Origin of the sequence: Pleionea sp. CnH1-48, from assembly GCF_024124665.1 — a bacterium.
GTDB lineage: Bacteria > Pseudomonadota > Gammaproteobacteria > Enterobacterales > Kangiellaceae > JAMXSB01.
On the sequence record NZ_JAMXSB010000001.1, the window covers coordinates 1 to 20964 of the forward strand.

16 protein-coding genes are annotated in these 20964 nt (G+C 43.0%); 9 read left to right on the forward strand and 7 right to left on the reverse strand.

The genetic code is table 11. From position 1 onward, the window contains the following. The 8 genes from NH399_RS00005 to NH399_RS00040 all read left to right on the forward strand — a co-directional run. A partial coding sequence (locus tag NH399_RS00005; protein ID WP_253036359.1) for a hypothetical protein occupies positions 1-184 on the forward strand: 184 nt, incomplete at its 5' end. Positions 185-1242: 1058 nt separating this feature from the next. Continuing rightward, complete coding sequence (locus NH399_RS00010) at positions 1243-1731, forward strand: RNA polymerase sigma factor (protein WP_253036360.1); 489 nt, start codon at positions 1243-1245, stop codon at positions 1729-1731. A gap of 27 nt (positions 1732-1758) precedes the next feature. Beyond that, on the forward strand, positions 1759-2316 hold the full coding sequence (locus tag NH399_RS00015) for a hypothetical protein (RefSeq protein ID WP_253036361.1): 558 nt from the start codon (positions 1759-1761) through the stop codon (positions 2314-2316). Between the two features lie 403 nt (positions 2317-2719). Then, positions 2720-4141, forward strand: a complete 1422-nt coding sequence (locus NH399_RS00020) for an amidohydrolase family protein (protein WP_253036362.1) — start codon at positions 2720-2722, stop codon at positions 4139-4141. Positions 4142-4339: 198 nt separating this feature from the next. Next, on the forward strand, positions 4340-4996 hold the full coding sequence (locus tag NH399_RS00025; RefSeq protein WP_253036363.1) for a hypothetical protein: 657 nt from the start codon (positions 4340-4342) through the stop codon (positions 4994-4996). A 507-nt stretch (positions 4997-5503) separates the two neighbouring features. Further along, a complete protein-coding gene (locus tag NH399_RS00030; protein WP_253036364.1) occupies positions 5504-5776 on the forward strand; it encodes a hypothetical protein in 273 nt (90 codons plus the stop codon). A gap of 101 nt (positions 5777-5877) precedes the next feature. After that, positions 5878-6240, forward strand: a complete 363-nt coding sequence (locus NH399_RS00035; protein ID WP_253036365.1) for a hypothetical protein — start codon at positions 5878-5880, stop codon at positions 6238-6240. A 3-nt stretch (positions 6241-6243) separates the two neighbouring features. Beyond that, positions 6244-9267, forward strand: a complete 3024-nt coding sequence (locus NH399_RS00040) for a hypothetical protein (RefSeq protein WP_253036366.1) — start codon at positions 6244-6246, stop codon at positions 9265-9267. Positions 9268-9345: 78 nt separating this feature from the next. Here NH399_RS00040 and prmB read toward each other — a convergent pair whose 3' ends face one another. The 4 genes from prmB to NH399_RS00060 all read right to left on the reverse strand — a co-directional run bounded on the left by prmB (position 9346) and on the right by NH399_RS00060 (position 12627). Further along, positions 9346-10269 carry a 50S ribosomal protein L3 N(5)-glutamine methyltransferase gene (prmB, locus tag NH399_RS00045; protein WP_253036367.1) on the reverse strand — a complete coding sequence of 308 codons (924 nt, stop codon included), beginning with the start codon at positions 10267-10269 and terminating at the stop codon, positions 9346-9348. Positions 10270-10276: 7 nt separating this feature from the next. Beyond that, positions 10277-11068 (reverse strand): 1-acyl-sn-glycerol-3-phosphate acyltransferase, encoded by a 792-nt coding sequence (locus NH399_RS00050; RefSeq protein ID WP_253036368.1) that lies wholly within the window; start codon positions 11066-11068, stop codon positions 10277-10279. Positions 11069-11171: 103 nt separating this feature from the next. Then, positions 11172-11627: a phosphohistidine phosphatase SixA gene (gene sixA, locus NH399_RS00055; protein WP_253036369.1), complete on the reverse strand. Its 456-nt coding sequence runs from the start codon at positions 11625-11627 to the stop codon at positions 11172-11174. Further along, positions 11620-12627, reverse strand: a complete 1008-nt coding sequence (locus NH399_RS00060; RefSeq protein WP_253036370.1) for an adenosine kinase — start codon at positions 12625-12627, stop codon at positions 11620-11622. Before NH399_RS00060 ends, sixA begins: the two co-directional genes overlap by 8 nt. A gap of 171 nt (positions 12628-12798) precedes the next feature. On the opposite strand from NH399_RS00060, the gene NH399_RS00065 reads away from it, so the two are divergent. Then, the gene (locus NH399_RS00065; protein ID WP_253036371.1) at positions 12799-13650 is read left to right on the forward strand and encodes a 6-carboxytetrahydropterin synthase; all 852 of its coding nucleotides are present in this window, start codon (positions 12799-12801) and stop codon (positions 13648-13650) included. 37 nt (positions 13651-13687) lie between these two features. On the opposite strand, the gene xthA is transcribed toward NH399_RS00065, so the two are convergent. The 3 genes from xthA to NH399_RS00080 form a co-directional block, all read right to left on the reverse strand. Continuing rightward, positions 13688-14497 carry an exodeoxyribonuclease III gene (gene xthA, locus NH399_RS00070; protein ID WP_253036372.1) on the reverse strand — a complete coding sequence of 270 codons (810 nt, stop codon included), beginning with the start codon at positions 14495-14497 and terminating at the stop codon, positions 13688-13690. 111 nt (positions 14498-14608) lie between these two features. Continuing rightward, positions 14609-16435, reverse strand: coding sequence for a M61 family metallopeptidase (locus NH399_RS00075; RefSeq protein ID WP_253036373.1), 1827 nt, complete (start codon positions 16433-16435; stop codon positions 14609-14611). Between the two features lie 64 nt (positions 16436-16499). Further along, positions 16500-20957, reverse strand: a complete 4458-nt coding sequence (locus NH399_RS00080) for an EAL domain-containing protein (RefSeq protein ID WP_253036374.1) — start codon at positions 20955-20957, stop codon at positions 16500-16502. Positions 20958-20964 lie beyond the last annotated feature (7 nt).

The window sequence follows — 20964 nt, forward strand, 5'->3', positions numbered from 1 at the left end:
ATTTGATAACCGAAATATTCAATTGTGGCGTTCCGCTCTTAAGAACCGCAGAGCGAAATATCACCAGCCTATGTATCCCTTATCCAGATTTTTTAAAAAAGGTTTAGCGAAAAGTGGATTTTTTTTAAGGTTTCTTAGAGCAATAAGTTCTATGTATGAGATAAAAGGTATAAAAGCTAGATAAAATAGGTGATTAACCTCTTGTTTTTCAGGGCTTTTATAAATAGATGAATTGGCTATAAGCTCTCGCAGTACAAAGGCAGTTAATGGAAAACATCTGTATAAACATTGTGTAGGTAACGTGAAAGCTTCCCTTTCTAGCCTTGAGCAAGTGTATCCAAAGATTAAGGAAGATGGGTGTCCCATTTCTTGTTTTTTTGGGACCGAAACCTTTGGTCACCCTTACACCTTCCTCTCTACCAGCATATCCCGATAACCATGATTTTTTAGGGAGTGACCATTTCCCCTAATGCTACTAGCGCCAGATAATTTAAGATCTTAGGGAAATAACAATCTGCCAGTTCGGGTCCGGCCCCGGGCACCATTAGGGAGTAACCATTCCTCCCTAGTATTGCACCAGATAACTTAAAATCCCGCAGTGGCAACATCAGGCCAATCAGAACCCGGCTCAGACAACTTCTATATTAAGGAGTGACCAAAAGGTGATGTCAGCCGCCATTATCTTCATCACCACTATCATCAGTAAGCAACTCCTTGGCTGAAGAACTACCTCTATTTAGAAGCTTTGGAATACCGAAGCCACCTAATCTCCATCGCGACACAACCAGAGCGGTAGTTTCCTTTTTCTGATTGAATATCGAACAATTTCTTGAGGTAAAATAATGCTCTTAACATATTGTTTTTAAAACACTTTCCAAGATTTCCAACTCTTGACTTGAAGTTAACAGAAAAAATATAAATAAGAATGTAAGGAAACATCCTTGTTGAACACTAGTAGAGTAACAATCAAAAATATGGACGGGTATGATTTTGAAAAAACTAATGACTAATTTAAAACAAAGTAAATGGTTTCAACGTGTCTTTAAGCTAGGAGTTGCTTATGTTGCATTGGAGTTTGTCGTTGCCTTCGGTGTCATAGTTTTCGTTTCTCAGGAGATAGTCGCATAGCCAATGGCAGTATTTAAGCATTTGTTTGTGATGAGTTAGATGTTCTTTCTGGCAAGTATTTACAAATGATGCGTATTCAAATACTGATAAATTATCTCTCAACAGAACTCAAACATGAAAATAGATAAAGACAAAAAACTAGAAGAGTTTTGGCCACGGCTTGCACGAATTGCTTCGGCTTATGAAATGATGCCTCACTTGCAACAAGAGCTTCAGCAAGAGATGGCTCTTGCAATCTGGCAGGCACTAGACCGCTTTCGTGGCGATAGCTCTATAGAAACATTCTTTTATAAAATTGCTCATAATGTTGCTGTGGGGCATGTTAAAAAACAAGTTAAGCAAGTAAAAACCTCACAGGATACCTGTGAGGTAGCATCAGAGAGTTCTCTTGAGCAAGACTACTCAAAAGAACAACAGCTTGACCGATTAATGAAGGCTATTAGACAGTTACCTTTAATACAACGACAGCTCATCACGTTGTTTCTTGATGGTTTGAAGCAGCAGGATATAGCAGAAATTATGGGAATTACTGAAAATAATGTTGCGGTAAGAGTCAATCGCGCCAAAAAGTCTCTACAAGAAATTATGACTAAAGCTGAGTAGGTCGAGCACATACAGGAGCATATAAAAATGAAAGACGATCTTGATTTTGAGACCTTGTCGAATAGTTGGCTAGCTCAGCCCGTCGATAATGGCTTTAATAAAAAACAGTTAAAAAGAAAGCTTATTGCAAAGAAGCTAGGTTTGTTGGCAGTCTCCATTCTTGAGCTGTTTGTGATTTTAGCTATGGTCTGGTTATTGTTTACTGCATTTGTCGAGTCATGGGCCATTCATACCAAGCTATGGATCTTCTTTGGACTTTTTGTTGGTTTTTTTGCATTAATTCCAGCGCTAAAAAGCCGTTTCTTAAGCTATCAGATGATTGCCACTTCAACCAGTAATTGGATTGATCTTGAAGAAAAAATGAGCATGGAAGCATTATATAGGGGAAGGTTAACCAATTATATTGTCTTTGTATTTAGCGTGGCAGTTGCAGTTTCTTTTATCTATGAGTTAGTTTTTCTTGGAAGAATGCTGAGCGATATATTATTCAATTATTGCTTTGGTATTTTCTGGTTGATCCTTGCATGGTTTATTAATCATAGAAAGATCAAGAAGCACAATGACTTTCTGAGTACTTTAAAATAGCTCTAGTAAGGTTAAACTTAATATTACTACTATGTATTAAGTTAGCTTCATTGCTTCAGTCAAAACAGCCTGTTAAAACCCTTAGCAGGCCGACGCCTCAAGTAATAGCTCCCCTCCCCACACAAAATCAGACTGAAAGTATTTACTCATCAATATAGCCTCGACACTCATGTGCTATTGCTATTTACAGGCTATCTATTGGCTACCCCTAAAGCTGTTTCATCCTTGTTAAGCACTCCAAAAAATCGAGCCAACATTCCACTTAACAAAGTATTAGCTTAACCTTTCAAAAAAAATAGAACTAAACATTCTTATATAGGAAGCCAAAAATTTTAAAATTAATCTGTAAGGATAATTGCAACGGTATCACTGTAGTTAATAAATCAATATAGTGGAGTCGTTCATGAGAATTTTTATACTAATCGTTGTTTTAATAAGCTCTATTTTTATTTCAAAAGCACAAGCCAAACTTATCGCAACCGATGACGTCATAATATTTAAAAATATAAATGTAGTTGATGTAAATAAAGGCAGTATCCAACAAGGTAACTACTTAATTATTCAATCTGGTATGATCGAATATGTTGGAGCTGACTTACCAGAAAAATATTCAGCAGCGAACACTGTTGATGCTCAAGGGGAGTTTGTGGTTCCTGGATTTATCGATACCCATGCTCATATTTCATTGGGTGAAGTCTCCTTTAAGAAAAAGCAAGGAAAGTTGTTTCTCAGTGCCAATAGTAGTGATGAAGTCTCTTTGTGGAACGCACGTGAATTACTAAGGTGGGGAGTAACTTTCATTAGAAATCCTGGAGGGAGCAGTGAATACAACCTTCGATACAAGAATGGAGTAAAGGAAGGAAGTATTGTTGGGCCAGGTGCTAAAGTGGCAGGTGAAATACTTAATCAGGGCGCTTTTGATGGCCTCGTCATAGATATCAACAATAAAATGCCCCTGAAGAAAGCTATTGAACAGCAACACGCCGCTGGCATAGACATAATAAAGCTCTATTCGGGTTTAACTGAACAACAGGTTAGAGACGGCATTAAGCTTGGGCATGACCTTGGCATGACCGTCATTGCTCATCTTGAAGATATCAGTTGGACGGATGCTGCAAGTTGGAATATCGATGGCTTGGTTCATGCTATGCCGATTTCGCCGAGTTTGCTAAGAGCTGATGCAAGAGACGAGTTTGAAAAAAACTCTCGGCCAGGCTCCTTTGCTCACTTTGAATGGTATGAAAAAGTGGATCTTGATTCCGAATCAATGCGTGAGCTTTATCAAACATTAAGAGAGAAAGAAGTTTATGTTGACCCAACGTTAATCGTCTTTAAAAACAGCTTTTATGGAAATAGCTTAGATGTTACTTCACACCCAGATCTTAACAGAGTTCATCCTGAGCTGTTAAACAACTGGAGAACCTTTTTTAACTTCAATCTGGGCTGGAAAGAAGACGACTTCAATCGCGCACAGAAAGTCTGGCCTAAGGTGCTAGGCTTCGTATACAGATTGTATAAAGAAGGCGTCCCTCTCACCATTGGTAGCGACCTTGGAAATCCGTGGGTGATACCAGGCTTGAGTGTTCATCAAGAAATGAAATTATTTTCTGATGCAGGTATCCCTAATAGCGAGATCTTAAAAATGGCTACGATAAATGCCGCTAAGCAATTGGGTATATCCGATTCTCAAGGCACTATAGAACGAGGGAAAGTGGCCAGTATGGTTTTCCTGAAAAAGAACCCTCTAGAGGATATCTCTAATACTCAATCCATTTCTAAAGTTTACCGGGCTGGTAAGAAGGTGTACGAAATAGAACCAAAATAGGAACCATTGTTGAATACGCTGGCATATATTATTGGATGACAGAATGCTTTGTCCCTTAAAGCAAAACGGCTTAAGTCGCTTTGAAAGGCGTTATTGAGGTATGTAGAATCATCTAAGAAGAGGCAATACAGACCAAGGATAATGAACAACTTTCATTGTATTAAGATAAAATGGTAAACAGTTTTGAGGGGCCTTGCTATGTCAGAGTATCGTTATAATTATTATGATTTTGGAGAGTTATTTTCGTCCGCTTATTATCTTGAGCTAATGAACGAAAATAGGGCTATCGGATTTCTGGAGCATGAGCTCGCAAAGATTCAGGGATATTCAAAATACATCGATAAGTATCCTGGTATTGCTTGTGAACCGCTTGAGTTTCTATATTGTTGCTCAAAGTCGGTCTGTAATATTAATGAATTGTTGCTGCAAGATTTACTGAGTTTTAATTGGAGAGGAGTTATCTGGGGGGCATGGATTGCTCTGATTACGCCATACAATCGAGATTATTTTTTAGCCCATCTAGAAAAGCTAGATGATGTTCATGAAAAACAAGAGTGGCTCGTGAACTTGGCATTAGAGCATATCAAAGGAAGAGACAGTGAGCATCCCGTATATTGTTATGCCGAAGAGATCAGGGCGGCTTTAAGTCAAATGGAAAAAGTCACTATCCCTCTTCGAAAATACCCTTCTTTAAGAGAAGAAGTTGAATATACCGATAAGCAAAATGAGTGTAGAGCGATCTACCATGCTGAAGGCGCAGATGCGGCAATTGAATTTTTAAATAGCAGTCCAAAGTTTGAATGGGAGTTAAGTTATCGCCAATGGCGGCTTACTTTGAAAAGTGCTCGGCTTTGATTGGTGAAATATAAGACCTGTCTGAGAGATTCGAGCTCTCCACTGATGTGGTGCCCAGGGGCAGACTCGAACCGCCATATCGGTAAAAGCGGAGGATTTTAAGTCCCTTGTTGTAGAGGTAAATTCAACTCCCGCCGTCTATTGCACGAGTGTTTTCAATCCTCTGCTCTACCCGCTTCAATTTTCAAAACCACCATGGCTTAAATAATCACTCCTTCGACTATCAATCAGTTGGTTCGAAGCCAACTACTCGCTTACACGTAAACTTTCCTATCTTTCTTTATCTTAATCGCTCAACAACGGCCAAAAACGTGCTTTGCCCAAAATAAGCTCTGCTTGCCTTGTTTGCTGGGCTATTTAAGAGAAAATCATGAAAACTCGAATAAAAAAGTTCGATTTTAGAGATAAATTTTCCCTTTCTAACCCTAAGGGATATTCATTAAGTTGGGGCAGTTCGGCTATAATATGATCACTTTGTTATAAATCTTGCTGTTTTCTGGATTATCAATGCCCGATCAAATTATTAATGTTTCCCCTAACCGATTAGATGATGGAAGTTTTGAAGTGACTTTGCGTCATATTCCCAGTCGTTTTCAGAAATTCATCGGTAAAGAGGCAGAAATTACCACCTATAAAGGATATGGGCGTGACTGGTATCAGCTTCCTAAATTTTCTCCAGCGCCGCAAAAAGTCGCTAAATTGCTTAAAGCGGTCACCGTAAATCCTGAGTTTCGTCATATCCAGCACCACTATCGGCGTAAGCAACGCGCGAACGCTTAGTGTAAATATTTTACAGATAGATGTGAGAAATAGTTAATATCAAATCATCTCCAAACATTATATTGTATACTTTTCCGACTAATTGAGCAGACTTTACTATTTTGTCTAAACTAAAATTTTTGTTAACCAGTGTTCTGGCAATGGTGTTAAGCGCATGTTCTTACACCAATAGTCAGGAACAAGGCACTACCGAAATGCTGTCTTCGTTAAACTCTCACGACGAGGTTGAACTTCGCTATCGTGAAGCCTTTGTTGTGAACGACAGTGTCAGTGAAACATGGCGCCCTATTATGGGCAAAAATGTTGATGCCGAGAAAGTACTGGATGAGCGTGGGCGTGTCCGCAGTTTAAAATTTTTGACCAGCGGCAAATTTTCTGTCGAGTTTCGACAAACTTCTACTTCCCAGTCAGCGCCTACCCAAGCAACTAAAACTATTTTTTTTACCATCCTTCCTAAGGAATAAGTTATGTCATCTAACGCCAAAAAACATTTTGGTTTTTCGCTATTAGCTACCAGCTTTTTAGCGGCAATCTACATTAACCACACACCAGATTCAGCGTGTGATGGTAATCTCGATCCTCACTCAGTGGCTGAGCTTCGAGGGATTCCAAGCGACATGCTTCCTCAACTTGAGCGCTACAAAAGTCTGAGTTTAAAAGACGTTTGCCAAATGCCGCAGGCCAAACTCGACCGCGCAGTCTTTAAGCTGAGCAACCCTAAGCCAGACAGTCCTGGGCGTGCAGCGCACTTTCGCGCTCAGCAGATGTCCAGCGAGGATGGAAAGATCAATAAGCAGAACTGGTTACAGGCTCAAGAGCAAGTACAGGAAATGCGCAGCCTGGTACGCAATGATGCAGGCTTATCGTCAGCGCAGTGGACTGCACTAGGCCCTGGTAACATCGGCGGACGTATCCGCTCATTGGTTTTTGATCCAACAAACTCTGATCGCATGATTGCGGGTTCAGTTTCTGGTGGTTTATGGCAAACAACAGACGCTGGAACCACCTGGGCTCCGATTAACGACTTTATGTCTAACCTGGCGGTATCTAGCCTGGTTGTCGACCCTAGCGACTCCAACGTTTATTACGCAGGTACAGGTGAAGGTGTCTTTAACATTCACTACATCACTGGCCTGGGTGTCTTTAAAAGTACCGATGGTGGTAACACCTGGAATTCTCTAAGTCAGACGGCCAGTAACAGCGATTTTCGCTGGGTAAACCGTTTGGCCATGTCGCCCAATGGTAATACCTTACTAGCAGCCACTCATGGTGGTATCTGGCGTTCGACTGACGGTGGTAACACCTGGACAGAAACGTTAAGCGAACGCACCAACGACATCGACTTCCACCCCACCGACAACAACAAAGCGGTTGCCGGCACCTGGGAGAAAATCTACTACACAGAAGATGGCGGTGTTACCTGGCAAGAAGCCACTGGCGCACCCAATGACGGTCGTACCGAAGTCGAATATGCGAACTCTTCTCCTGACACCGTCTATGCCTCGATCAATAAAGACAGTGGTGAAATTTGGCGCTCAACAGACGGCGGCCAGTCTTACAGCCTAAGAAACAGTGGTACGAGTTACCTGGGTGGTCAGGGCTGGTACGACAATGCGCTATGGGTTAATCCTACTGATCCTACACAGGTTATTGTGGGTGGTATTGATTTGTGGCGTAGTAATAACAGCGGCCAGTCACTTACCAAGATCAGTTTATGGTATCGCTCACCAGATTCTGCCCACGCGGATCATCACTATATCGTTGAGCATCCAAGCTTTGATGGCACTAACAATAAGCAGGTATTCTTTACCAACGACGGTGGTGTTTATCGTACGGATGATGTCGATACGGTTATCAATAGCACAGGCTGGCAAGAACTGAATAATGAGCTGGGTGTCACTCAGTTTTATAGTGTTGCAGTAGCACCCGATGGCACCATCGTTGGTGGCACGCAAGACAATGGAACTCTGGTTTACAAAGGCGACAGCGAAAACTGGACCGAATCTTTCGGCGGAGACGGTGGTTATTCTGGTGCCGATCCAACCGATTCTAACTATCTGTATGGCGAATATGTTGACCTGCAAATCCACCGTAGTACGAATGGCGGAATCTCTGCAAGCTACATCTATGATGCGGCAATGGCCGACGATAACCCGAACTTTATCGCTCCCTTCCTACTAGATCCAAATAATGAACAGCGTATGTTTGGTGGTGCTGAGCAATTGTGGATGACGAGCAATGTAAAAGATCCGTCTCCAAACTGGCGTTCAATTAAACCTTCTGTGAGCAGCGCAATCAGTGCCATTACCGTTGAGCCAGGTAACTCGAATGTAGTTTACATTGGTCACAACAATGGCCAACTTTACAAATCAACCAATGCATTAGCGGCAACACCAAGTTGGACACGTATTGATACGGCTAGCATGCCTGGTCGTAACCTCTTACGTATAGCCGTTGCTAATAACAACACCAATGTGGTTTACGCGAGCTTTGGTGGCTTTGATCCTGATAACCTCTGGAAATCAGAAGACGGCGGCACAACCTGGAATGACGTAACGGGCACAGGTCTGGAGTCTATTCCTTCGGCACCTATCCGTGGTATCGCTATCCACCCAACTAACAATCAGCGCATTTATGTCGGTACTGAAATTGGTGTGTTCTCTTCAGAAAACGGCGGTATTAGCTGGAGCTTGCAAAACGACGGTCCAGCAAATGTGTCGGTTGATGAGTTAATCTGGCAAAACGACACGACTTTAATTGCAGCAACTTATGGTCGTGGTATTTTCCGCGCGACTCTGTTTGACGATGACACTCCCGAAAGCTTTGCCTTTAGTGCGCAAAATGAAGCGGCGATGGGCGCAACAGCAACATCAGACACCATCACCATCACAGGCATTAATGTTGCTGTTCCGGTATCAATTACCGATGGTGAGTACTCTATTAACTGTGCGGCGAGTGGCTTTACAACGGATGCAGGAACAGTGCGTAACGGTTCGCAAATCTGTGTGCGACACTCGACACCGGATGCCCACATGGTTACCACAACCACACAGCTGACGGTTGGTTCTGCAAACGCATCGTTTAGCTCAACTACCCTGCCTGATCGTGTGCCAGATGCGTTTACGTTTAACGCAGTTACCAGTGCAGAAACCAACACAAGCTACACCTCTAATACGATTACTGTAACAGGTATTCAGGTGCCAGTGAGTGTTCGAGTAGCGAATGGTGAATATTCAATCGGTTGTGCGGCCAATGGCTTCACATCAACGGAAGGCACGATTGAAAACAATCAAACTATCTGCGTTCGTAGTAACAGCAGCACCAGTTTTGAAACCACTCAAACAGCGTCGTTAACGATTAACTCAACGACCGAAACCTTCCGTATTACAACCAAAGTTCAGCCACCTTCTTCTGGCGGTGGTGGTACTATGGGCTTCGGAATTTTAGCGTTAACCTTATTGGCCGCTCTACGTAGAGTTCGCCGCAGTTAAGCTGTAGCCACAAACAAAAAAAAGAGCCGCTTATTAGCGGCTCTTTTTTTATGGAACTCTTAATTAAAAAAGCTTCATCTATACTTTGGCAAACTGTTTCACTTCTTCTGCTGTCATCACAAAAACACCGTGTCCGCCACGTTCAAACTCAATCCAGTTAAAGTCAAAATCTGGATAGGCCGCTTCCAGAGCACCAGCGCTATTACCCACTTCAATAATCAGAATACCATGCTCCGATAAATAACGATGAGCTTGCTGCAACATGATGTGCACAAGATCTAATCCGTCGTGACCCGCAGCTAAACCTAACTCAGGTTCTGAGCGAAACTCGTCAGGAAGATCAGCCATGTCTTCGGCATCTACGTAAGGCGGGTTCGAAACAATTACATCAAATTGCTGCTCTGGGATCTTATCGAACAAATTACTTTGCATCAGGCACACATGCTCTGATTCCAGCAACTGGCAGTTATACTCTGCAACAGCTAACGCATCGGTAGAAATATCACTGGCCGCAACAAAGGCCTCTGGAAAATACTGCGCACAGGCAATCGCAATACAGCCACTGCCCGTACATAGATCTAAAACTGAATGAACGTTTTGTGGATCAACCCAGGGTGTAAACTGGCGCTCAATTAATTCGCCAATCGGTGAGCGAGGTACCAATACACGCTCATCAACATAAAAAGGCAACCCACAAAAATAAGCTTGCTGAGTCAAGTAAGCCACGGGCACCCGATGCACAACACGCTGTTTAATCGCTTGCGCCAAACGTTGCTTTTCGGTAGTGGTTAAGCGGGTATCCATTAACTCGTCAGGACAATCATAAGGCAGGCGCAATAACGGCAAAATCAAAGCGACGGCTTCGTCCCATGGATTATCCGTGCCATGCCCAAAGAAAACATCCGCCTCATCAAGTCGCGAACAGGTCCAGCGCAAAAAGTCACGAATCGTATGCAGCTCTGACTGAGCTTCTGCAAGATGTTCAGAAAAATTAGATGACATAGTATCCTCAGTTTTGAGAGTCAATGTTTAAAGCCGGTTTTAACAACTCGTCCATACTTTGATGAACAGCGTCCACCAACTGGCCGCGTTCACTAATATCATAGTCTGTTGCATCAATCGCATCACCAATGCGAACTTCGATATCCTGACTAATACTCATGCGAAACGTTTTGGTGGGTAATACCTGATGAATATCTTTGATAACCACAGGCACAATGGTTGCCCCTGTCTCTATAGCCAGATGAAATCCGCCTTTTTTAAAGGGCAACAACTCCCCTTCTTTTGATCGAGTACCTTCGGGTGCAACCCACAAAATGATGCCATCTTCCATTTTTTCTTTAGCGGTGGCCAGATCACGTATAGCTTGATCTTTGTCTTGGCGATCAATGGACAAAAACTCACTCGCTCGCATCGCCTGAGAAAAAATAGGAATACGAAACAGTTCTTTTTTGGCCAACATGCGCAAACTGCCAGGAATCGCCAAAAAGCTCACGGGAATATCATAGGCGCTGGAATGATTGCACATCACAATACAGGGCTTACCAGACTGATATTGGGCATCAAAATCGCCACTGACGTGAATACGCAAACGAATAAGGTTGACGAGAGATTGGGACCACTCACGGGTGATGATATCCACGTGCATGCGGGCGTTTTTAGAAAAACTGGAAAAAATAATGGCTTTAAAGCAATACCAGATGGTAATTAACCAGGTCGCAATGGTAATCAGGACCGTCAACAAACGGCCTGCACGCTGACGTGACTTTTTGGCTACTCCAGAAACAGCATCTATCGACAAAATAACAACTCACTAACTCACTTACCTTAGCCGACGAATTTTAGAAGCTTTAGCACTTAATTGCTACGACAAAATGACAATTACCTACCAATATTGCAGTAACTTAGGGCCGCCAGTCGCGCTGATGCTCCCACATCTCGCTTTTTTGCTTCAGCTGTGCAATTTGAGCGGTATAAAAGCCTTCGACACTGTCATTTCGTGTCAGATAGCTGGTCAGGCGAGCCACCAGAGGCATGTGCGCCACAATAATCAGGTTTTCGAAGTCGCTGGCTTCTATGAGCGAGGCCACCATCGCCGGATCGCCTGAAGGCGTAATCATAGGCTCTGTTTGCATATTGGCTGGCACAATCTGGCCAGCATCCAGTAGCACCTGCGCGCTCTGTTGAGCTCTTAGGTATGGACTGATCCAGACATCGCAAGTGCCCTTGAGCTGAGATTTCAACTGCTCAGCCACTGCTCTCACCTGATGCCGACCGGCATCAGTGAGCGGACGTTCTGCATCCTTGCCTGCTACCCAGGCAGCGTCGCCGTGGCGCATAATCCAAAGTTGTTTAGCCATTTAATAACTCTTCTTTACGCGCCAATACTTTTTCTAGCCCAGCTGCGGATAAACGAGGGCCAAACTCTGTAACCAGAGTCGCCGAGGCAAAACTGGCCAGGCGTCCGGCATTTTTGTGGCTATGGCCATGAGTAATGCCATACAGGAAAGCACCGGCGAAAAGATCACCTGCACCGTTAGAGTCGACTGGTTCCACCTTATGAGGTTCAATACTGTGTAGCTCGGAGCCATCCCATATTAATGCGCCTTCGGCGCCTAATGTGATAGCAAACCCTTTGGCAACCGATTTCAGCGCTTCTGCTGCAGCATCTACAGTCTCTGCCCCGGTGTACATCAAAGCTTCGTCTTCGTTGCTAAATAAAAAGTCAACGCCGCTTCCGATCATGTCTTTTAAGCCATCGCCAAAAAACTTAACCATATTGGGGTCCGACAATGATAAAGCCGTTTTCACCTGATGTTTTTCGGCTATCGCTTTAGTTTGGATAGCAGCTTCTCGCGCACTCGGCGAGCTCACCAGATAACCTTCGATATAGAGCCATTCAGAATCCGCCAATGCTGCTTCGTCGACTTGTGCAGCACTTAATTCACCAGTAATGCCTAGAAAGGTATTCATGGTTCGATCGGCATCCGGCGTGACCATCACCAGGCATTTGCCTGTCTTACCTTCTTCTCGTTCCATCTCGGTTAGATTGGTCGTTACGCCTTCGTTAGCCAGATCCGCAGCATAAAAATCGCCAGTCTCATCAGCAGCAACTTTGCAGGAATAAAAACTCTGTGCGCCAAACTTAGCCGCACCGATGACCGTATTGGCAGCAGAGCCGCCACAGGCGCGCTTATGTTGTGCTCCGGTTAAGGCCGACATCAATTCGTCGTGGCGTTCTTCTTCAACCAGGGTCATCACCCCTTTTTCTATCTCCAGTCGCGTTAATTCTTCCGGCGTTACTTCGATCTCTACATCCACTAACGCGTTTCCAATCCCATAAATTTGATATTTTGCCATCTGCCTGCCTGTCATTATGATGTGTTCACTGCCTGTTCGTTCATTTATTCATCAATGTTGATTCTTATCACAACGAATTATTGATGATTTTGTTTCAGGCAGCGCTGATATCTGTCGAGTATGCTAATATATGAACGTCATTAAACAAGTTGTTTAGCGGAATTTCAAGCTATGTCAGTACTCTTTGTCGATCAATTAACCGTTATTGATTTTTCTTTTTTTCATCCTCACCGTGGAATCGTCGGCGAAAGCTGGATTTTGGACGTAGAGCTAGAAGGTGAGCTGGATGATAACGGGATGGTTTTTGATTTTGCTCATGTTAAAAAACAAATAAAAGCGCATGTGGATCAATTGATTGATCACAAATTTGTGTTTCCGCAACATTACGCTCAGGCAACCATTAAACAAGAAGACGATGAATTGATCATTGAATGTCAGGATTTAAGTCAACGTCGTTTTCGTCATGTATCCCCAACGCAGGCCGTTGCCCTGGTCCCGGTCGATAGCATTACGCCCGAATCGGTGACGCCATTTTTAAAAGAGCATTTGCTGCGCATTTTACCTGATAATGTCAAAGATCTTCAGATTGCTCTGCGAACCGAAAAAATTGATGGCCCCTACTACCATTACTCCCACGGACTGAAAAAACATTTTGGTGACTGTCAACGCATCGCTCATGGCCACCGCTCAAAAATCGAAGTGTGGCAAGATGGCGTCATCAATGCAGAACAAGCACAAATTATTTCAGAAGAATGGGAAGACATTTACCTCATTACCGAAGAAGACATTAAGCAAGAAGATAACTTTGAAGGCATTGACTACACAACCGTCAGTTACACTTCCAATCAAGGCTACTTTGAATTGCAAGTTCCGACGCGTCAATGTGATGTAATGAAAACCGATTCAACGGTCGAGTTGATTGCACAGTTTTTGGCGAATCGTTTAAAGCAACGACATCCAAACAATCACTTTAAAGTAAAAGCCTATGAAGGCGTTCAAAAAGGCGCCATTGCTGAAGCCTGATAAAAGAAGCCGCAATATTGATTGCGGCGTTTTTGTTTTATAAAGAGAACTCACTCCAGATAGGACAATGATCCGACGGTTTTTCCATCCCTCGGATATCATAATCAATCCCAGCACTGGTACAAGCCTCATACAGGTCCGGTGTTGCAACAATCAAATCAATGCGCAGCCCACGTTTGGGATCATCATCAAAGCCTTTGCTACGATAGTCAAACCAGCTGTAACGATCATCAACATCGGGATAATGTTTGCGGAAGGTATCGGCCAGGCTACCTAGCTCCATCAATTCATTCAACCACTCTCTTTCTTCTGGCAAGAAGCTGCATTTACCACTGCGCAACCAACGCTTGGCATTTTGTGGACCTATGCCAATATCATGATCCTGATGAGAAATATTAAAATCTCCCATAATGATCAATGATTCATCACGGCGCTCTTTTACCAAGGCCATCAGATCAGCGTAATATTTTTGCTTAGCAGGAAACTTGGTTTCATGTTCGCGGTTTTCACCTTGAGGGAAGTATCCGTTAAATACACCGATCTGTCTATCACCGACCTGATAGTAAGTAATGATCGTTCGACGTTGAGCATCATCAGCGTCTGTCGCAAATCCCTTCTCAACTTTGATTGGTTTTTCTTTTGATAAAGTTGCAACACCATAGTGGCCTTTCTGACCATGATAATCGATGTGGAAACCTAAATGCGCCAAATCATCGAGGGGAAAAGCTTCGTCAGCCACTTTGGTTTCTTGCAAACCAATCACATCCGGTTGATGCGCTTCAATCACCGCTTCTAACTGGTGAATACGAGCTCTTAGGCTGTTAATATTAAATGAAACGACTTTCATGAAATTCCTCAATTTTTGAACAAGCTTGCTCACTTGTTTTTGTTGTATGCGTTATTGTAACCAGTTCACTTTTATCAGGCGATTGTTTTCTTAATCACTTAAGTAATCGGTTTACTCACCCTTCGATGATGGCGTAAGCCAACCAGCCACTGTGTCTGAGTTTTGCTCATCATAGTTAAAGTAAGCGGTGTTATTGTCGGCCGCTTGTAACTCTACCTCAAAGCTCATCAGCTCGTCACGACGAAATGCATGAAATTGAATGGTGTCTCCCACCTGGTAGCTGGCCACTCTGGATTCAATATTCGCAGAGGTCACTTTTAATTGATCAACCGCGATCACAATATCGCCCGATGATAAGCCAGCACGGTGAGCCGTACTCTGATGATAAACAAACCGAAGCTTGGCTCCCAAAGCATGTTGCTGTACTGTCGCCCCAAGATTAACGGAAACCTCTTGCTCCGATGGCTTGCCACCCAGATCGCTATAACGACTTGCCGCTTGCCAGCATAACTCAACACCATAATCAGCCAACAGCTCTGCTAAAGGCAGATCATCGGTGGTCTCTAACGCCATAGAGAAGAAATCAGACAGGTCAAGATTTAAACGTTCTTTAATCAGCTTTTGAATAGTATCCTCTTCGACTCCCACGCCAGGACGGCCATGTTCTTGCCATAACAAAGCCATTACATGATCAAGAGAATACTTTTGTTCTGATCGCTTACGGATCAACAGGTCCAAACACAAAGCCAATAACGCACCTTTTGTATAGTAACTAACAATGGCATTAGGAGCATTTTCGTCCTGTTGATAAAAGCGTGTCCAGGCATCGTAACTGGATTCAGTCACCGTTTGCTTAAAGCGTCCAGAACCACGATAAACCCGAGTAACGGTTTTGGCCAACATGACCAAGTATTCTTGCTCATTCAATACACCACTACGAACTAACGCCAGTTCGTCATAATAGGAAGTGATGCCTTCGAACGCCCAGAGTAAGGGCGTGTGGGTTTCGCGCGTTAAGTCATAAGGCAAAAAGACTGCGGGTTTAATACGCTTAACGTTCCAGGTATGAAAATACTCGTGACTGCACAATCCTAAGAAAGTCTTGTAACCATCCGATAACTTATCTTCACCGACTAAAGGTAAATCTGCCCGAGCGCAGTGCAATGCCGTGGACGAGCGATGTTCTAAACCACCATAGCCCTCACCTAATACCGTCACCAAAAATACATAGCGTTCTATTTCTGGCAATTCACCAAACACAGCAATTTGAGCTTCGCATATTGCTGTCAGATCGCGAGCGATTCGATCCAGATCTGCCCTTTGGCGACCGTAAAATACGAGTTCATGAGGGATGCCCGCGACTTCAAAGACAATAGAATCAAAGTCGCACATCTCTACGGGATGATCGATTAACTCATCGTAGTCCTGGCTCCAGTAGTCACCAAACCCATAAAGTTTCGCAGCTTGAGGATGCTCATTACTGGCAAGTGGCATCGATGTCGCTACACGCCAATTTTGCGCTTCTGCAAATTCTGGTTGAATAATACTCAACAAACACGGTAGCTCACTCTGTCCCACGACCTCAAGAAAAACACTGGTGCCATTAAAAAAACCATGGGTCTGATCTAAATGGGCTCCACGGACCGACAAATCCCACGCATACACATAATAACGAACACTAATAGGCCCGCCTTCACAAGCGATAACCCAGGTTGATTTGCTCGATTTGTGACAAGTCAAAGGCTTGTGATCGAGGTCATAGGCTGTTAGTTGATTAATATGCTTGGAAAAATCTCGAATCATATAACTGCCAGGGATCCAGTCAGGCAAACGTACCGATTGCGAAGCCAATGGTTTCGCTATGGTCAGGGTGACCTCAAACAGATGGGCAGCAGCGTCATGAACGGCAATACGATAATGATGATGATCAGGCAACATGGCACACTCAATGTCTTTTATGGAATGGATGATGGTGGTATCATAAACCCAAATGGAAAATTATTTAAGTTATGCTGCCACCATACTCTTTAATAAATGACTCCACATGAATCTCTGCTAGCGGTTTGCTAATAAAATATCCTTGAATGAACTGGCAATTGCGTTTCTTTAAGTAGTCGTATTGCTGACGTGTTTCGACCCCTTCGGCAACGACTTGCATATCCAGACTTTCGGCTAGCGCCAGAATCGCATTAACTATCTTTTCGTCTCTTGAAGCTTCTGAGATATCTGCAATAAACTCTTTGTCAATTTTAAGCTCATCCACAGAAAAACGTTTTAGATAACTTAAGGATGAGTATCCAGTACCAAAATCATCGACAGAAACAATCACTCCCATTTTTTTCAACCGGCGTACAATGTTCTCTGTTTTGGTAGCATTCGCCATTAGCATACTTTCTGTAATTTCTATTTTTAATTGTCTGGCTGGTATTCCCTCTGAACGAATCGCTGACTCTACGTGCTCGATAAAGTCTTCATCCATCAATTGTCGCACCGACACATTAACGGCAATAACAATCTCATGTTCAATGGCTGCATTCAACTTCTTGATCATTTGACACACTTTAAACAATGCGACTCTGCCGATATCAATGATCAACCCGGTTTCTTCAGCAAGAGGAATAAAGTCAGAAGGAAACACTTGTCCGAGTTCTGGGTTATCCCAACGCAATAAGGCTTCCATCGCAGCCACATGATTTCGTGTGACATCAATAATCGGTTGCAAGACTATGTAGAATTCGTCGTTTTCTAATGCTCGACGCAGATGGCCTTCCATATACAAACGTTGTATTACCTGCTCATGCATTTTTGTTTCGTAGTACGCAAATTGATTTTTGCCATTCTCTTTGGCGTAATACATGGCGGTATCAGCATACTTCATTAATGTTGTGTCATCGTCAGCATCTTTGGGATATTGACTGACTCCTATACTGGCCGTCACTACGATCTCTTGATTCGACAAATGAATCGGTTGATTAAATACATTCAGAATTTTTTTACAGATAATCGACAACTGTTCTGGCTCATCGTACTCTTCGATAAGTAATATAAATTCATCGCCACTTAAACGTGCCAAGGTATCTTCTTCTCGTAGAATTTCGGATATGGCCTGGGCGGCATGTTGCAACAAAAAGTCACCCACCTGATGACCAAAAGAGTCGTTCACATTTTTAAATCCATCCAGGTCCATAAACATCACCGCAATGTTGTGGTTATGACGTTTTGCCAATGCCAGTGCGTGTTCTAGACGGTCCATAAATAAACTACGATTGGGCAATCCGGTTAAGGTATCGTAACGGGCAAGATAACTCAGCTCTTCTTCGGCTTTACGACGTTCGGTGATGTTATTGAATATAAGCACCGATTGATGCACCTCTTCTAGTACATCATAAATTTGAAAGGCTTCCAGTGCGCATAAAATGTCTTTACGGTTTTTGCATCTAAGCCATATTTCTCCATACCACTTGGTATTGGCCACAAACTCATCCCAAATAGAATCGTAAAACTGATAGGAATGTTTGCTTGAACGCATTCCTTGAAAGTCTTTACCCAGAACTTCGTTCGCATCGTAGCCGGTAATACGAGCAAAGGCGGGATTAACAAAAATAGCTTCTCGGTCGGTATTCATTACCACCACAGCTTCCGTCATACTGTGTATGATTTCATCAAATATTTTCAGGTCCATTTCTGCGCGTTTGAGTGCGGTGATGTCGGTATAAGTTCCGGTAATGCGGCTTGCATTACCTTCTCGATCTCTTTCTACCACACTGCCCTTATCATTGATCCAGCGCCACTGGCCATCAGGATCTTTTACTCGATATTGGACCTCCGCTACATTTTCTCCCAGAAATAATGACTTGCGTTGTAGTTCAATTTTATTAAGATCCGCTTCGTAAATCAGTTTATCCAGACTATGCAGATCGTCATAGCTATCATCCTGATCAATATTAAATAGCTTTTCGATGTTAATGCGCACTACTGCATTGGTTCCTGTACTCCAATCCCATAGTCCTTGACCACTGGCTTGCAGTGCAGCCTTCATTCGGCCTTCACTTTCTTTAACTTTTGAAAGCGCTTTATATTGCAGTTTTCGTCGACGGTATTCCTGCAAAAAGATGGTAAAAATAAAAGTAACGACCAGAGTTATGTATAGCAACTTGGCCGTAGTACTTAGCCAGAATATCTCTTCTATTTTAAACAGCAGCGGCCTCTTGGCAAACTTCCAGTCAGCTCCGAGACTTTTCGACTGTACCTCTAACTCATAACGTCCAGGTTTTAGGCCAACAAACACCAACTCGTTGTGACCTTGGAGGTTTGTCCACTCCTTGCTTTGGTTTAGACGGTAGCGATATTGAGTGTCCCAGGGGTTATAAAGATAACTACTGGAAAAACTGATTTGAAAAGCATTATGTTCTGGTTTAAACAACAATAACTTGTCAGGAAAGGCGTAAATGCTATTGAAATCTCGCCCATACTTGACTGATGTAATCCAGGTTGGCTTACTAATGTCTCGCAATTGACTGGTCACTGGTGTTAATTGAGTTAATCCGTTAACACCACCAAAAATCAAATTATTACCGTCTCGCGCTCGCGATCGACCATTAAACTCTAACTGTCCCAACTGCTCAATCTGGTCAAAGTTAATAACCTCAAGTGTCGTGCTATCAAAAACACTCAAACCTTTGTTAGAACTCAACCACAGACGATTGTATTGATCCGGCAAAATAGAATAGATAGTGTTGTCTGACAGTCCATTACGACGATCAAATAAAGTTTCCTTAAAGTTGTCTACACGCTCTCCTTCAAAACGAAATAACCCCGCATGAGACGCCACCCATATACGTCCCTCTTTATCTTCATAGAAATCACGAATCAAAGTATTTTTAAGCTGATACTGACTCAGATTAAAATTTGTCAGCTGATACTTTAATCGAGTTCCGCTCAATACACTTAATCCATTGATAGTACCTAACCATATTCTTTCTCTCGAGTCTTCAAAGATGGATAACACCATATTTGACGCTAGCGGGCTTTGGCTATCTTGCGCTCGAACATGATAAACCACTTTATTGCTATCAAAGTCGTAGACATAAAGCCCTTTTGAGTGAGTCCCAATAAACAAAAGATTTCCTTTAGGGCACAAAGAGCGGATAAACAATCCTTTTAGCAGCTCGTCTTGATCAAGCACCTGTGTATAGCTGAAATCCTCAGTATTTAAGGTATAGAGCCCTTGCTCCGTTCCCAGCAGAGCCGTATTTTTTGAGTGAGATGCAATATCCAGCACTCGCGGAAACGGCTCACCAAGCTCCCGATTACGATAAATGATCTCATACTGTTTAGTGTTACGATCGAGGCGCGCTAGTCCAGCATCGGAGCCCACCAGAATACTTTTTTCAAAGGGTATCACCGCCCTTATATGATTCTGTAGGGCTTCTTCTACACCATGTTGGATATAAAAATTCTGAAACTTTTGCTCAAACAGTTTATGAGAATAAATACCAGCAGATGCTGTACCTATCCATAGCATTTCTTCACTCGAAATCGCTAAGGATACGACGCGATTGTCTTTCAAACGACTGTTGGTAGTATTAAAGTGAACAGACTTTCTACTTTTTGGGTCAAGTACAACGATCCCTTTACCTTCAACAGAAAACCATAAACGACCAAGCTTATCTTCCAGTAATGAGTTAAAACTCAAAAACTCGAAACCTTCTTCTCGCCATAAAGACTCTACCCTGGCATTTTTATGATAAAGAAAGATTTGCCCGTTGCCAGCCAGTAGAACCTGCTCATTTTTGTTTACATAAATGACATCCAACTTTTTGCCTTTAAAGGACGACAGTTGGCTCACCTGCAGCTCGTCATTTTCTCGCAAAAAACCAAATTGACTGGATGTAAGTAATAATGGCAACGAATCACCCATCCAACGCTTGGCTATTTGAACACTGCCAGAAAGATACAGGGCTTTTATTTCTGTGATGGTGTTGTTTTTTAGATAGATGCGAAACAACCCAGTGCTCGAAGATGCCAGCAGCGACTGCTTGTTCTCGTCAAATAGAATCTGGTTAATGCTACCAATGCCTGGATAGGTCGATACTTTAAGCAAAGTGTGAAACGACATTGTCTGACGGTTGAAATAACTGATGCCCTGGAGCCCTGCGACCCATAAACGCCCATCTTTTGCGTCGGTGATATCAACAATATAGTTATCAACCAGACCATCTTTTCTATCAACGCGCTTTTGAAACAGTGTGATGGAATAACCGTTATAAAGATGCAGTCCGCTTTGCGTCCCTATCCACAAAAACCCGGTAGAATCTTCAAAAACCGTCTGAACGGTACTCTGGTTTAAACGTTCCTTGGCATTTAGATCGTGCAGAATCAAGCGGTCAGGCAGGTTCGCCCAACTCAGCTTGGCGCTTAAAGACAACACGAGCAGAATGAAAAGGTAACGTAGAACCACTAATGTA